Genomic DNA, 15701 nt, shown 5'->3' on the forward strand with positions numbered 1-15701 from the left:
GGATACACATGAAAAAAGGGACGGTGCAGCGATGCACCGTCCCTTTTTGCAGTCTTCGCGTCTCTTACTTTTTAGAGACTGGAACGCCGGAATACACCGTATTGTCGACCTTCACCGAAATACGCCCGTCCGGCATGTCCCGCACGAAAGTGCCTTGAACCGATACGCAAGAACCAAGTGTGATTGTCCGCAGCATTTCTATCCTCCCCAGAGTAGATGATTAGAAATTAAACGAAACTGTTTCTAAATCCAGCACAATCGCGAAAGGAATGGATGAAATATCAGGCTCTGGCGCAAGATCTTTAACCGCTACAGCCAATCCCGCAGGATCGGGATCAGCGGAATATCGGCGGCGGGCATGGGATAGTCCCGCATATCCACCGGTTTCACCCATTTCAGCGTCTGACCTTCCCGCGCCACGGGCGTACCTTCCCATTTGCGGCAGGCAAACAGCGGCATCATCAGGTGGAAGTCATCGTAGCCGTGGCTGGCAAAGGTCAGAGGGGCGAGGCAGGAGGCCCAGGTGTCTATCCCCAACTCCTCGTGCAACTCCCGGATCAGCGCGGCTTCCGGGCTTTCCCCCGGCTCTACCTTGCCGCCGGGAAACTCCCACAGTCCCGCCATGGATTTCCCCGCGGGGCGCTGTGCCAGTAGTACACGACCATCCACATCAATCAGTGCAACGGCCGAAACGAGAACCAGTTTCACGACCGATAGTCCGCGTTGATCGAGATATAGCCGTGCGTCAGATCGCAGGTCCAGACGGTTGCCTGCCCGGTGCCGATGCCGATATCCACACCGATGGAGATATGGTCTTGTTTCATGTGCGCGGCGGCGGCCTCTTCGGAGTAGCTTTCGCTGCGCCAGCCGTCCTTGGCCACCTCTACATCGCCAAAGCGGATCGACAAACGGTCACGGTCTGCCTTGGCACCGGATTTGCCGACCGCCATCACGACCCGGCCCCAATTGGGGTCTTCGCCCGCAATCGCTGTCTTGATCAGCGGCGAATTGGCAATCGCCATCGCGTGGATCTTGGCCTCCGCATCCGAGGCGGCGCCGCTCACGGCGATCTCGACAAACTTGGTCGCACCCTCCCCGTCGCGCACCACCTGATGCGCCAGATCCAGCATCACGCCCTCCAGCGCTTCGGCAAACCCGCGATCCCCATCGACCGATACGCCCGACGCCCCCGTGGCAGCCGCCAGCAACGTGTCCGAGGTCGACGTATCGCTGTCCACGGTGATGCAGTTGAACGAGCGCTCGTTGATACCCGACACCAGTGCCTGCAGCCCGGTCTGCTCGATCCGTGCATCGGTAAAGAGATACACGAGCATCGTCGCCATATCCGGCGCGATCATGCCCGACCCTTTGGCGATGCCAACGATCCTGACCGGCTTGCCCGCCACATCGACCTGCGCCTGCGCGCCCTTGGCAAAGGTATCGGTGGTCATGATCGCCTTTGCCGCCGCCGCCACGCCATTCACATCCGCGTTGCTTGTCAGCGTCGACAGCACATCCGTGATCCGGTCGTGGGGCAGGGGCTCCCCGATCACGCCGGTCGAGGAGGTAAACACCCGCTCCTGCGGGACACCTGCCGCTTGCGCCACCGCCAGCGTGATCGCCTCGACCGAGTCCGTGCCGCGCGCGCCGGTAAAGGCGTTGGCGTTGCCGGAGTTCACCAAAATCGCCGCCCCCGCATCCGAGGGAACACCGATCTTGGCCTGGCAATCCAGCACCGGCGCCGCGCGGGTGGAGGAGCGTGTGAACACCCCCGCCACCACGCTGCCGGGATCGAGCAGCGCCAGCATCACATCCGTGCGGTCCTTGTATTTCACCCCCGCCGCAGCGGTGGCAAAGCGCACACCGTCCACCGGCACCAACTGCGGAAAGCTTGCCGGTGCAAGCGGTGAGACGCTATCGATCTTTGCCATTCCGCCGGACCCTTACTGCAACAAATCGATCTGTTTGATCATCGCTGGATCAACCGTTTCGGCGCCGCTCGTGTCGACATCCGCCGCGGCGGTCACTTCCTCGATCCGCTCTTGCGCGCGGGTCTGGCGGATTTGCAGCTCCAACTCCTCACGGACCTGCTCCAGCGCCGGCGCTTCCTTGATCCGGGTCTCGTTGAGGGTGATGACATGCCAGCCGAACTGCGTCTGCACCGGGTCGGACACTGCACCAACCTCCAGCGCCTTCACGGCCTCTTCAAAGGCGGGCACCATGGCCCCCGTGCCGAACCAGCCCAGTTGCCCGCCGTTCGGGCCGGACGGGCCTGTTGATTTCTCGCGCGCGACGGCGGCAAATTCCGCGCCGCCCTCAATCTCTTCCTTCACGGCAATCGCTTCCTCTTCGGTCTCGACAAGGATATGCGACGCGTTGAATTCCTGTTCCGCGGCAACTTCCCCGTATTCCGCGTCATAGGCGGCCTGCACGTCTGCCTCGTCCAGCGCGCCCTCCATGATGCCTTCTATCGCTTCCCCGGCGATCAGCGAGCGCCGCTCGTTCTCCAGCTGAAGCTCGACCCGTGCGGGCAGATCGCCCTCGAATCCCTGGCTCAGCGCCGTCTGCTGAACCAGTTGATCCAGGATCCCCTGAAACAACACGTCTTCGGGCAGATCCTGATACTGCGGCGGCAGGCTGGCCCAGGCCACGATCATGTTACCCAGCGTGATCTCGGTTCCGTTCACGGTCGCCACAACCGTGGACAGATCCTGCGAGGGGTTGGCCGTATCCTGTGCGGACACAGGCAGGGCAAGGCTGATGGCAACGGCAAAGGGCGCCAGAAAAGTGAGGGGTTTTTGCATGGTTTGTCCTAACATTACGGCCTGCTCAGGCCGCTTACATTGACACTGTATATCACGGCCCTTACATCGCCCTAAGCGCCCTGTTGGGCATATCTGGCGGCTGCTCGGGCCATCGTTCTCCCCTTCTATCTATGGACTGGGTGTTTGCGGGGCAAGCAGATCGCAGAAACGTAAAGTTTAGTCGGCTGGAGAACGCATGCTCGGACTGGGAAACATCGCCAAGAAAGTGTTTGGCACGGCCAATGACCGCAAGATCAAGGCCGCGCGCCCGCTGATCGAAAAGGTCAACGATCTTGAGCCTGAGTTCGAAAAACTCACCGACGCGCAGATCAAGGACCGCACCGAAGCGCTCGCAAAACGCGCGATGGGCGGCGAGAGCCTCGACGATCTGCTGCCCGAAGCCTTTGCCAACTGCCGCGAAGCCGCCCGCCGTACGCTGGGTCTGCGCGCCTTCGACACGCAGCTGATGGGCGCGCTCTTTCTGCATCAGGGCAACGTGGCCGAGCAGAAGACCGGCGAGGGTAAGACGCTGACCGCCAGCTTTGCCGCCTATCTCAACGCGCTCACCGGGCGCGGTGTGCATATTGTGACCGTCAACGAATACCTCGTGAAACGCGACGCGGAATGGATGGGCAAGGTGTTCGGCGCGCTGGGGCTGACCACCGGCTACATCTATTCGGGCATGCCCGACGACGCAAAACGCGCGGCCTACGCCTGCGATGTCACCTACGCCACCAACAACGAACTCGGCTTTGATTACCTGCGCGACAACATGAAATCCGAACTTTCGGATCTCTACCAGAAACAGCATAATTTCGCGATCGTGGACGAGGTCGACAGCATCCTGATCGACGAGGCGCGTACCCCGCTGATTATCTCCGGCCCGTCCGAGGATCGCTCGGATCTTTATGTCACCATCGACGGCGTGATCCCCTCCTTGCGCGAAGAGCACTACGAGCTCGACGAGAAAACCCGCAACGTGACCTTCACCGACGACGGCATCGAATTCCTCGAAGAGCAGCTGCGCGCCCGCGAACTGCTCGAAGAGGGGATGACGCTTTACGATCCCGAAAGCACCTCCATCGTGCACCACGTCAATCAGGGCCTGCGCGCGCATAAACTCTTTGCCCGCGACAAGGATTACATCGTGCGCGACAACGAGGTTGTGCTGATCGACGAATTCACCGGCCGCATGATGGCCGGGCGCCGTCTGGGCGACGGCCTGCATCAGGCGATCGAGGCCAAGGAAGGCGTCGACATCAAGCCCGAGAACATCACGCTCGCCTCCGTGACCTTCCAGAACTACTTCCGCCTCTACGACAAGCTTGCCGGCATGACCGGCACCGCCCTGACCGAGGAAGAGGAATTCAGCCAGATCTACGGCCTTGGCGTGGTCGAAGTGCCGACAAACGTACCTGTCGCGCGGGTGGACGAGGACGATGCCGTCTACCGCACCCAGCAGGAAAAATACGCCGCCATGATCGAAAAGGTCAAAGAGGCGCACGAGCGCGGCCAGCCCTGCCTCGTCGGCACCACGTCGATTGAGAAATCCGAAATGCTCAGCCAGCTGCTGACCGCCGAGGGGATCACCCACAACGTCCTGAACGCGCGCCAGCACGAACAGGAAGCACAGATCGTCGGTGACGCGGGTAAGCTGGGCGCAGTTACCATCGCCACCAACATGGCCGGGCGCGGCACCGACATCCAGCTGGGCGGCAACGTCGAGCTGCGCGTGCTCGAAGCGCTGGCTGCCGATCCGGACGGCGATCCGGTGGCGATCCGCGAACGCATCACCGCCGAGACGGCCGATGAAAAGAAAAAAGTGCTGGAGGCCGGCGGCCTCTACGTCCTCGCCTCCGAGCGCCATGAAAGCCGCCGCATCGACAACCAGCTGCGCGGCCGCTCTGGCCGTCAGGGCGATCCGGGCCGCTCGTCGTTCTTCCTCTCGCTTGAGGATGACCTGATGCGCATCTTCGGCTCCGAACGGCTGGAGAAGGTTCTGACGTCGCTGGGCCTCAAGGAAGGCGAGGCGATTGTGCACCCGTGGGTCAACAAATCGCTGGAACGCGCGCAGGCGAAGGTCGAAGGCCGCAACTTTGACATCCGCAAGCAGCTGCTGAAATTCGATGATGTGATGAACGAACAGCGCAAGGTCATCTTTGGCCAGCGCCGCGACATCATGGAGGCAGAGGATCTGCATGAAATCGCGCAGGACATGCGCGAACAGGTCGTCGACGATCTGATCGACCAATACATGCCGCCCAACACCTACGCCGATCAATGGGACAGCCATGGCTTCTACGCCGCCGTGATCGAACAGCTGGGTGTCGACGTGCCGATCATCGCCTGGCTCGAAGAAGACGGCGTTGACGAAGAGGTCGTGCGCGAACGCCTGATGGAGGCCACCGACAAGCTGATGGCCGAAAAGGCCGAAGCCTTTGGCCCCGAGAACATGCGCAACATCGAAAAGCAGCTCTTGCTGCAGACCATCGACGCCAAGTGGCGCGAGCATCTTCTGACGCTCGAACACCTGCGCTCGGTCGTGGGCTTCCGTGGCTACGCGCAGCGCGATCCGCTCAACGAGTACAAGAACGAAAGCTTCCAGCTGTTCGAGGGGATGCTCGACAGCCTGCGCGCGGACGTCACGCAGAAACTGTCGCGGATCAAGCCGCTCAGCGAGGAAGAGCAGCAGCAAATGATCCAGCAGATGCTGGCCCAGCAGCGCGCCGCGCAGGGTGAAGGCCAACGCGCCACCGATCCCGCGCCACAGCCCGCCGTGGCCCCGCCCGCCGATGGCAATCCCACAGCCGGGTTCGACGAGAATGATCCGGCCACATGGGGCAGCCCGGGCCGCAACGATCCGTGCCCCTGCGGATCGGGCGAGAAGTTCAAACGCTGCCACGGCCGCCTGACCTGAACCAGCGCCTTCGCAACAATGTCATAATTCCCTCACGCGGCTGCCCAACTGCAGCCGCGTTTGTCCCGCAGTTTACCCTTGGGAACATAGTGGGAAGGTTTAGGGACAATGCGTTATCGCAAAGGAATAATCACGGCCGCCTGCACAATCGGGTGCGCGCTTGGCATTGGCGCCGTCATGCAAGGATCGCAAACGGCGAACTCCCTGTACGGCAAAGAAAAAACACCAGATCAGGCGCAAACGCTCAGTAACGCGGATGACGCGATCCTGGATGTCGAAGAAATCACACTCACTTCCGGCGAGCTGACCACGCCCGCCCCCGAAGCTGAAGTCACCCTGAATGCGACGCCTGTCGCGCTGGTGCAGCAGGACGACACCACTCCGGCGGAGATCCGCGTCAGCACGCGCGATCCCGTATCAGAGGCGCCGACAACCGCGCCGCAAACCGCGGAGACCACCTGTGATATCATCGCTGACGCGCGCCCTATGGCCGCCGCCATGGTCAACCTGACGCTCGCGGCCCCCTGCCTTCCGAACGAGCGCGTCACCGTGCTGCACGACGGGTTGCTGTTCAATGAATTGACCGATGAGAACGGTGCACTTGATACCGTGGTGCCCGCGCTCAGCCGTGCGGCGACCTTTGTCGTGGCCTTCTCCAACGGTGAGGGGGGCGTCGCCCAGACCACGGTCGAGGAAATCGACCTGTTTGACCGTGTCGCCGTCCAGTGGAAAGGCGCAACCGGGTTTGAACTGCACGCCCGCGAATATGGCGCCGACTACGGCGACCCGGGTCACGTCTGGGGCGAAGCCGCCCGCGACATGAGCTGGGCCGTGACCGGACAGGGCGGATTTATCGCGCGGCTTGGCGATACGGACGTTGCCGACGGCCTCATGGCTGAGGTCTATACATTCCCCACAAGTATCGCGCAGGACAGCGGCGAGGTCGCCCTGTCGGTCGAGGCGCAGGTGGGTGACGCCAACTGTGGCCTCGAGATCGAAGCTGAAACGCTGCAATCCAAGCGTGGCGCGGATATCACATCGCGCAACGTAACGCTCTCCGTGCCGGACTGTGACGCGGCCGGGAACTTTCTTGTGTTGAACAATCTCTTCCAAGACCTGAAAGTTGCGGCCAACTAACGCAACTTTGAGGATCCCATGATCCGATTGACAGGTGCGGCGGTTTTCGCCGCACTTTTCCTTTTTGGCACGTCGCCCCCGACCGCGGCGCAGGATGTCACCCTGACCTCCCGCGATACGGCGGTCGAAATCAGTGGCACGCTTCTGGGCTTTGACGGGGAATTCTACCGCCTGCAGACGGAGTACGGCGAGCTCACGGTCGACGGCTCCGGCGTGCGCTGCGAGGGACCGGGCTGCCCGAACCTCCAGGACTTTGTTGCCGAAATGCAGGTGTCTGGCGCGGCGACAATGGGCGCCGTTCTGATGCCCGCGCTGGTCGAGGCGTTTGCCCAGAAAAACGGCTATGTAGCCGAACGCGAGGCGGGCGACACCCCCACCGATTTTGCCTATGTTCTGCGCCGCGCGGATGACCAGAAAGTCGCCGCGCGTTTCTATTTTCGCGCCACCAACACCGACGAAGGCTTTGCCGATCTGCTCGCCGATGAGGCCGATATCGTGATGTCCCTGCGCGAAATCCGCCCGGAAGAGCGCCAGCGCGCACGCGAGGCGGGGCTGGGTGACATGACAGGCATCAACCGCAGCCGGGTATTGGCGCTGGATGCCATCGTCCCGGTGGTGTCGCCCTCAAACCCCGTGCGTGGCATCTCTCCAGCGCGTCTGGCGCAGGTTCTTGCGGGGCAGATCACCAACTGGAAAGAGGTCGGCGGCCCCGATGTACCTATTGATCTGCATCTACCGCTCGAAACCTCCGGACTGGGTCAGGCGATCACCGATCAGCTTCTCGCCCCCGCCAATCTGCGCGCCACCCGCGCCGACGCGATCCGTCACCCATTGCCCGGCGACCTTGCCGTTGCCGTCAGCGATGACACCTTTGCGCTGGGCCTGACCAGCTACGCAGACCGGGGCGATACGGTCGCGTTGACCCTTACAGGGCGCTGCGGCTTTGCGCTCACCGCCGCCCGCCGCACGATCAAGACCGAGGATTACCCGCTGACCGCGCCGATGTTCCTCTACTTTCCCGCGCGCCGCCTGCCGCGTCTGGCGCGCGAATTCCTCGCCTTTACCCGTGGCCCGGCGGCGCAAATCGTGATCCGCCGCGCGGGTTTCGTCGATCAAAGCCCCGAGGAGATTCCGGTCGACGAACAGGGCAACCGTTTCGCCAACGCCATCGTCGCCGCCGGTGCCGAAACGACGCTGGGGGAAATCCAGCGCATGACGGCCACGCTGTCTCCCATGGCGCGGCTGTCGACCTCCTTCCGGTTCGAGGCAGGATCCGTCCGGCTCGACGCGCAATCACGCTCCAACGTGCAGCAACTCGCCCGCGCGCTTGAAGTTGGCACCTACGACGCGCGGCGCCTTCTGTTCGTGGGGTTCAGTGACGGCAACGGCGCGGCAAGCGCCAACCGCGATATCGCCCTGAAACGGGCCGATGCCGTGCGCCGCGCCGTGAGCGAGGCTGCCGTGGCCGCAAATCTGGGCCGTGTCGAGCTGGGGGTAGATGCCTTTGGCGAGGCGATGCCGATGGCCTGCGACGACAGCGCATGGGGCCGTCAGGCCAACCGGCGGGTCGAAGTCTGGGTGCGCTAGCCTCCGCCAGCGCACCCTATTCTCAAAAGTCCAGATTCTCGACGTTCAGCGCGTTCTGCTGGATGAATTCGCGGCGCGGCTCCACCACGTCGCCCATCAGCTTGGTGAACAGATCGTCGGCCTCGGCCATATCCTCGACCTTGACCTGCAATAGCGTGCGTGCGTCCGGGTCCAGCGTGGTTTCCCACAGCTGATCCGGGTTCATCTCGCCCAAACCCTTGTAGCGTTGCAGCGACAGGCCCTTTTCGCCTTCCTTCAGGATCGCATCCAGCAGGTCCATCGGTCCGTGGATCAGCTGCGTACGATCCTTGCGCACCAGCGTGGCGGGCGCGTTGTAGACGTCCTGCAAATGCTCGGTAAAGCTGCCGGATTTCTTGGCCTCGCCGCCGCGCAAAATCTTGCCGTCCAGTGTGCGCACCTCTTCGACGCCGCGCAGAATGCGCGCCAGCCGGATGCCGTGATCCTGCGTGATCCGCCCCTGCCAGCCACGCTCGTATTCCAGCGCGATCAGGTCCAGCCGCGCTGCAACGCGGTCCGCCACGCCCTGCAAATCGCGGTCCACCGCGCCCTGTACGAAAGCGCCGGCGATCGCCGCTTGCTCAAGGATGTGGCGCGGGTAATGCGTCGGGAACGCTTCCAGCACGCGCCGCAACTGCCGCGCCATATCGACCACGCGGGCCAGATCCTGCCCGCTGATCTCCTCGCCGTTGCCCTGTTTCAACATCGCCCCGTCGATGCCCTGCTGGATCAGATATTCCTCCATCGCTGCCTGATCTTTCAGATAGACCTCGGATTTCCCGCGGCTCACCTTATAGAGCGGCGGCTGCGCGATATAGAGATGCCCGTTCTCGATCAACTCGGGCATCTGCCGGTAGAAGAACGTGAGCAGCAGCGTGCGGATATGCGCGCCGTCCACGTCCGCATCCGTCATGATCACGATCTTGTGGTAGCGCAGCTTGGCCAAATTGAACTCATCCCGTCCGATCCCGGTGCCCAGCGCCATCACGAGGTTCCCGATCTCCTGGCTGCCCAGCATCCGGTCGAACCGCGCCCGCTCCACGTTCAGGATCTTGCCCTTAAGCGGCAGGATCGCCTGCGTCTGCCGGTCACGCCCCGTCTGCGCCGACCCGCCAGCCGAATCCCCCTCGACGAGGAAAACTTCGGTCTTGCTTGGATCCTTTTCCGAACAATCCTTGAGCTTTCCGGCGAGGAAATTCACGTCCATCGGGTTCTTGCGCCGCGTCAGATCGCGGGCCTTGCGCGCCGCCTCGCGCGCCAGCGCCGCCTCGATGATCTTGCCCACGATGACCTTGGCCTCGTTGGGGTTCTCCTCGAACCACTCGGCCAGCTTTTCGTTGACCAACCCCTCGACCGCCGGGCGCACCTCGGAGGAGACAAGCTTGTCCTTCGTCTGGCTGGAAAACTTCGGATCCGGCACCTTCACCGAAAGCACGCAGGTCAGTCCCTCGCGGGCGTCGTCTCCGGTGAATGTCACCTTCTCGCGCTTGGCGATGCCGCTCGATTGCGCGTAGTTGTTGATCGTCCGCGTCAGCGCACCCCGGAAACCGGCCATATGCGTGCCGCCATCGCGCTGCGGGATGTTGTTGGTAAAGGGCAGCACGTTCTCGTGGTAGCTGTCGTTCCACCACATCGCGACCTCAACCCCGATGTCATCCTTTTCACCGGTGATGAAAATCGGATCGGTCATCACCGAGGATTTGTTGCGGTCGAGGTATTTCACGAATTCCTTGACGCCACCTTCGTAATACAGCTCCGTCTCCAACGCCTCCGCCGGGCGCTCGTCGCGCAGGATGATCCGCACGCCCGAGTTCAGGAACGCCAGCTCCCGCAGGCGCTTTTCCAACGTCTCGAAGCTGTACTCGAGGTTGGAAAACGTCGATGTCGCAGCGAGGAACCGCACTTCGGTGCCCGTGCGGTCCGTATCGCCCAGCACTTCGAGGTGCTTGGTCGTGAACCCGCCTTCGAACCGCGCGATATGCTCTTTGCCCTCGCGCCAGATCCGCAGCTCCAGCCAATCGCTCAACGCGTTCACGACCGATACGCCAACGCCGTGCAGACCGCCCGACACCTTGTAGGAATTGCTGTCAAATTTCCCGCCTGCGTGCAGCTGGGTCATGATGACCTCGGCTGCCGAGACGCCCTCTTCCTCGTGGATGCCCACGGGAATGCCGCGCCCGTTGTCGGACACGGAAACAGAGCTGTCGTCGTGGATCGTCACCGTCACCCGGTCCGCGTGACCGGCCAGCGCCTCGTCGATACCGTTGTCGACAACCTCATAGACCATGTGGTGCAGGCCCGATCCGTCATCCGTGTCGCCGATATACATGCCCGGACGCTTGCGAACGGCCTCCAACCCCTTGAGAACCTTGATGGAATTGGCGCCGTAGTCTTCGGGTGTCTGCTCTGTCTCGGACATTCGGAAAATCCTGTTGTTTTACCCGCTAAATATACGGTTTTCCGGGCAGATTGTCACGCGCCAGACACAAGATTTTGTGTCTCTCTCAGGGGCTGAGAATGACCTGCGAAAGCCCGTCCTGCTCAACCACTTCAAGGCGCTGCCCGCGGTCTCCCAACGCCTCGAAGAGCCCGTCCTCGGTGCCCGTCATCCAGGCCTGCGCGCCCAGTGCCGCGATCTCGTCGTAAAGCGCCGCGCGCCGTCCCGCGTCCAGATGTGCGGCGACTTCGTCGAGCAACAACAGCGGTGGCGCGCCAAAATCCGCCGCCAGCGCGCGCGCGTTGGCGAGGATCAATGAGACCAGCAGCGCCTTCTGCTCCCCGGTGGAGCAATCGCGCGCCGCGACCCCCTTGGCCGCATAGACCCCGTGCAGATCCGCCCGGTGCGGCCCGATCAGCGTGCGGCCAGCGGACAGATCACGCATGCGGTTATCGGCCAGCGCGGCGCGCAGGGCCTCGGTGTCCTCGGGCATGTCACATTCCAGCGTCAGCGTGGCGGTGGGGAAGGCCGTCTGCGCCGCCTCCTGCGCCTCCTCCAGCGCGGAAAGCGCCATGAGCCGATTGTGATGGATCGCCGCCCCCGCCTCGGCCATGCGCGCCTCAAGCGCTGTGTACCACGACGGCTCGCGCACCATGTCCTTGAGCAGGCGATTGCGCTCGCGCATCGCCTTTTCATAGGTCAGCGACAGATCGGCGTGATCGGGCAGAAAACTCAGCGTCATGCGGTCCAGAAACCGCCGCCGCCCCTCGGCGCCCTCGATCCACAGCCGGTCCATCGAGGGGATGAGCCACAGCACCCGCGCAATGCGCCCCAGCGCCGTTTGCGGCGCGGGCTTGCCGTCGATACGTGTCTGCCGGGCCGCGCCTTTTTCCGAGACGATCTCGATCTCATGTACGCCTGTGGGTCCGTGCAGGATTGCCGTGATCTTCCAGCCCAACGCCTCGGGCCGTCGCGTCATGTCCTCCGCACTCGCCCGGCGCAGCCCGCGCCCGGGCGACAACAGCGACAGCGCCTCCAATACGTTGGTCTTGCCCGCGCCATTGTTGCCCGTGATCGCCACGGGCCGCGCGTCAACGTCCATGACCGCGCGCTTGTGGCTGCGGTAGTGCGACAGCGTAAGTTGAGAGAGGTAGAGCCCCGCCATCGATCAGGGATCGTTTTCTTTCAAAGAAAACGGCCGGAATTTTTCAAAAATTCCGATCCCCGTCACACCCGCATCGGCATGACGACATAGACCGCGGATTGGTCATTCCCCTCACGCATCAGCGTGGGATCACCCGAAGAGTTGAACAGGAACACCGCGTTCTCGCGGTCCACCTGGCTCGCGATCTCAAGCAGATATTTTGCGTTAAACCCGATCTCCAGCCGTTCGTCGGCGTAGGCGACGGCCAGCTCTTCCTCTGCGGCGCCCGAATCCGGCGCGTTCACCGACAGCACCAGACGGTCCTCGTCCAGCTGCAGCTTCACCGCACGCGAGCGCTCTGAAGAGACGGTCGCGACCCGGTCCACCGCCTTGGCGAAATCGGCGGCATCCACCTCCAGCTTGCGCGTGTTACCCTGCGGGATGACGCGGGTATAGTCGGGGAAGGTCCCGTCGATCACCTTCGACGTCAGCGTGATCTGCGGCGTGGCAAAGCGGACCTTGGTCTCGGACACCGATACGGCGATCTGCATGTCATCATCGTCGAGAAGCTTGCGCAGCTCGCCCACGGTCTTGCGCGGCACGATCACGCCGGCCATGTCCGCCGCGCCCTCGGGCATATCCGCGTCGATGCGCGCCAGACGGTGCCCGTCCGTTGCCACGCAGCGCAGCATCTTGCCACCGTCGCCATCGGCGATGTGCATGTAGACACCGTTGAGGTAATACCGCGTCTCCTCCGTCGAGATCGCGAATTTCGACTTGTCGAACAGCCGCCGCAGCACCGCCGCCCCGGCGGTGAAATTCGACGCATATTCCGACGAGGCCATCACCGGGAAATCCTCCTTCGGCAGCGTCGCGAGCGAAAAGTTCGACCGCCCGGCCTCAACCGTCAGCCGCCCCGCCGCACTATCGGCGGTCAGCGATACCAGCGCGCCATCGGGCAGCTTGCGCACGATCTCGTGCAGCGTGGTGGCCGATACGGTCGTGGCGCCGGCGCGTTCGACCTGTGCGGGCGCGCTGTCGACCACTTCGATATCCAGATCCGTCGCGCGGAAGGTCACGTCGCTGCCTTCGGCCTCGATCAGAACATTGGCGAGGATCGGGATGGTATTGCGCCGCTCCACAACGGATTGGGCCTGAGAGACCGCCTTGAGCAAGGCGGCGCGTTCGATGCTGACTTTCATGGGCTTACTCCAATGCGACGGGCCGGAACGGCACGTTACCCGCTTCCCGCGCGATCACAAGAGCCACAGTCAAAACGCCCCGCGAAACAGGGCGCTTGAGGTGGGCAATGTGGCAATGCTGCACCGCCGGGCGGCGGCGGCTACGCCTCCAGCGCGCGCCGCAGCAGCTCCAGATCCTCCGCGATCTGTCCGTCGGACACGCGCAGCTCTTCGATGCGCTTGACGCCGTGCATGACGGTGGTGTGATCGCGCCCGCCGAAACGGCGCCCGATCTCGGGCAGCGACCGGCTGGTGAGCTGTTTGCACAGGTACATCGCCACCTGTCGCGGGCGCGCGTAGCTGCGCAGCCGCTTGGGCCCGACCATGTCGCTGATGCGGATGTTGTAATGCGCCGACACTTTGGTCTGGATCTCTTCGACGGTGATCTTGCGCTCGGACGCGCGCAGCACGTCGGCCAGGCAATCCTGCGTCAGATCCAGATCGATCTTGCGTCCCACCAGCGAGGCAAAGGCAAACAGCCGCGTCAGCGCGCCCTCAAGCACACGCACGTTGTTGGAAATCCGGTGCGCAAGGAATTCGAGGATCCCGTCGTCCAGCTCCAGCTCCGGGTAGGAGGTGCGGTGGGTTTCGACCTTGTTCTGCAAAATGCCCAGTCGCAGCTCGTAATCGGTCGGATGCAGATCCACGACCAAGCCGCATTGCAATCGCGATTTCACACGCTCTTCAAGATCCTTGATCTCATGCGGCGCGCGGTCGGCGGAGATGATGATTTGCTTGTTCTGATCCACCAGTGCGTTGAAGGTGTGAAAGAATTCTTCCTGCGTGCTGTCCTTGCCCGCGATGAACTGCACATCGTCGACCATCAGGATATCGACCGAGCGGAAGATCTGTTTGAAATCCATCATCTTGCGATCGCGCAAGGCCTGCACAAAGCGGTACATGAACTGCTCTGCGGACAGATACAGCACGTTGAGGTCGGGGCGCCGCTGCAAAAGCTCCTGCGCGATCGCGTGCATCAGGTGGGTCTTGCCCAGCCCGACGCCCCCGTACAGAAACAGCGGGTTGAACGTGACCGGCCCGCCCTCGGCCACACGCCGCGCGGCGGCATGGGCCAGCTCGTTGGGTTTGCCCACAACAAAGGTGTCAAAGGTAAACCGGCGTTCCAGCGGCGCGGCGTAGTCGCTGGCCTGCGCCATCTTTGGCTTTGGCGCGGGGGCGGCGCGCGGCACGGGGTCGCTTTCTACCGCGGTACGGGCGGCGGCGATCTTGCGGTCGCGATTGGCAACGGTGAAATTCACGCGCGACAACGTGCTGTCAAACGCCTTCATCTCGTGCAGGATCAGGTCCGAGAATGTGCGGCTGACGTAATTGCCGAAAAAGGTCGTGGGCACGTTGATCGTCGCCACACCGTCCTCTGACGCATCCAGCGCCAGCGGGTCGATCCATGTCGTGAAATTGTTCTGCCCTACCGTCTTGAGAAGACGTTTCTTGACGTTGCCCCATTCGTCCGTCGTCATAGTCACTGCTCCAACTCTCCTTACACCCAGCCAACCGTCCCAAGCTGACCCCTCATGACACACGTCAGCCGCCACCCGAGCGCACTCGGGCGTTCCGCCCATCGGGCGGGTCGTCGTGATGCACGACACCGACGCGGATCAACCGCAACTGTACCGAACATCGCCGTTCGTGTGATTTCGACAGAGCAAACGTGCTGGCAGCAACATCTACCCACGGTGCAGCGCCCATTAATGAACCGCTGTTCCCGCGTTTCGGACCTGGCGCAGATGCCTGTGCACCTGTCTCCGGACCCGTGATCTGTCCCCCCGCGAAATGAATCGCTGTACTTAACTAGCAAGGCCGCGCTGCGCGTTTCAACTGATCTTACGTGTTGACAGAAAGACTCTTGAAAACGAATCTGCGGGCGCAAAATTTGGGGGCAGAATGCAAGAAAGGCGCCCCCGAAAGGACGCCTTTGTTTTCAACGATTTCAGAAGAAATCAGCCGAGCGCTTTGACCCGGGCGGCCAGACGCGACATTTTGCGTGACGCGGTGTTCTTGTGAAAGACGCCTTTTGTAACGCCCCGCATCAGCTCCGGCTGGGCCGCTTTCAGCGCGGCGGCAGCGGCGGCCTGATCGCCAGAGGCGAGCGCCTCTTCGACGGCACGCAGATAGGTGCGGATGCGCGAACGACGCGCCTTGTTGACGGCAAAACGCTTTTCGTTCTGACGGGCGCGTTTCTTTGCCTGTGGGGAGTTTGCCATGTGCGATCACCTTTCGGATAAATATGTGTATGGCGCGACGCCAAACCCTGACCGGTCATACCGGAATGGTGATTCTAGCCAAAGCGGGCTGCACGCGCATGTCTGACGCGGCTGATACCCGGAAACCGCGCTGGATGTAAAGGGGGCGGGGGGCAAAGGGCGCGACGGCAAATCCTGTCCACAGGATTTGTGCC

At 62.7% G+C, this 15701-nt stretch carries 11 protein-coding genes; 3 read left to right on the forward strand and 8 right to left on the reverse strand.

What is annotated here, in order from left to right; all coding sequences use genetic code 11:
• Positions 1-309: 309 nt before the first annotated feature.
• From KDD17_RS15145 to KDD17_RS15155, 3 genes are read right to left on the reverse strand one after another with little or no spacing between them, the layout of a single operon-like run.
• Positions 310-708 (reverse strand): (deoxy)nucleoside triphosphate pyrophosphohydrolase, encoded by a 399-nt coding sequence (locus KDD17_RS15145; protein WP_212704418.1) that lies wholly within the window; start codon positions 706-708, stop codon positions 310-312.
• The gene (argJ, locus tag KDD17_RS15150; protein ID WP_212704419.1) at positions 705-1931 is read right to left on the reverse strand and encodes a bifunctional glutamate N-acetyltransferase/amino-acid acetyltransferase ArgJ; all 1227 of its coding nucleotides are present in this window, start codon (positions 1929-1931) and stop codon (positions 705-707) included. The genes KDD17_RS15145 and argJ overlap by 4 nt, the downstream gene beginning before the upstream one ends.
• A gap of 12 nt (positions 1932-1943) precedes the next feature.
• Positions 1944-2804 (reverse strand): peptidylprolyl isomerase, encoded by an 861-nt coding sequence (locus tag KDD17_RS15155; protein WP_212704420.1) that lies wholly within the window; start codon positions 2802-2804, stop codon positions 1944-1946.
• A gap of 196 nt (positions 2805-3000) precedes the next feature.
• Between KDD17_RS15155 and secA the strand changes: the two genes are divergently transcribed.
• The 3 genes from secA to KDD17_RS15170 all read left to right on the forward strand — a co-directional run bounded on the left by secA (position 3001) and on the right by KDD17_RS15170 (position 8445).
• Positions 3001-5721, forward strand: coding sequence for a preprotein translocase subunit SecA (gene secA, locus KDD17_RS15160; RefSeq protein WP_212704421.1), 2721 nt, complete (start codon positions 3001-3003; stop codon positions 5719-5721).
• Positions 5722-5898: 177 nt separating this feature from the next.
• On the forward strand, positions 5899-6858 hold the full coding sequence (locus KDD17_RS15165; RefSeq protein ID WP_254796818.1) for a hypothetical protein: 960 nt from the start codon (positions 5899-5901) through the stop codon (positions 6856-6858).
• A gap of 18 nt (positions 6859-6876) precedes the next feature.
• Entirely contained in the window at positions 6877-8445 is a 1569-nt protein-coding gene (locus KDD17_RS15170) for a phosphate ABC transporter substrate-binding/OmpA family protein (RefSeq protein WP_212704423.1), read from the forward strand.
• A 22-nt stretch (positions 8446-8467) separates the two neighbouring features.
• On the opposite strand, the gene gyrB is transcribed toward KDD17_RS15170, so the two are convergent.
• The 5 genes from gyrB to rpsT form a co-directional block, all read right to left on the reverse strand.
• The gene (gene gyrB / locus KDD17_RS15175) at positions 8468-10882 is read right to left on the reverse strand and encodes a DNA topoisomerase (ATP-hydrolyzing) subunit B (RefSeq protein WP_212704424.1); all 2415 of its coding nucleotides are present in this window, start codon (positions 10880-10882) and stop codon (positions 8468-8470) included.
• An 85-nt stretch (positions 10883-10967) separates the two neighbouring features.
• A complete protein-coding gene (gene recF / locus KDD17_RS15180) occupies positions 10968-12065 on the reverse strand; it encodes a DNA replication/repair protein RecF (protein ID WP_212704425.1) in 1098 nt (365 codons plus the stop codon).
• 62 nt (positions 12066-12127) lie between these two features.
• A complete protein-coding gene (gene dnaN, locus KDD17_RS15185) occupies positions 12128-13246 on the reverse strand; it encodes a DNA polymerase III subunit beta (protein ID WP_212704426.1) in 1119 nt (372 codons plus the stop codon).
• A gap of 140 nt (positions 13247-13386) precedes the next feature.
• Positions 13387-14763 (reverse strand): chromosomal replication initiator protein DnaA, encoded by a 1377-nt coding sequence (gene dnaA, locus KDD17_RS15190; RefSeq protein WP_212704427.1) that lies wholly within the window; start codon positions 14761-14763, stop codon positions 13387-13389.
• 480 nt (positions 14764-15243) lie between these two features.
• Positions 15244-15507, reverse strand: coding sequence for a 30S ribosomal protein S20 (gene rpsT / locus KDD17_RS15195; protein ID WP_212704428.1), 264 nt, complete (start codon positions 15505-15507; stop codon positions 15244-15246).
• Positions 15508-15701: the final 194 nt, after the last annotated feature.

Source organism: Sulfitobacter albidus (assembly GCF_018200035.1).
GTDB lineage: Bacteria > Pseudomonadota > Alphaproteobacteria > Rhodobacterales > Rhodobacteraceae > Sulfitobacter > Sulfitobacter albidus.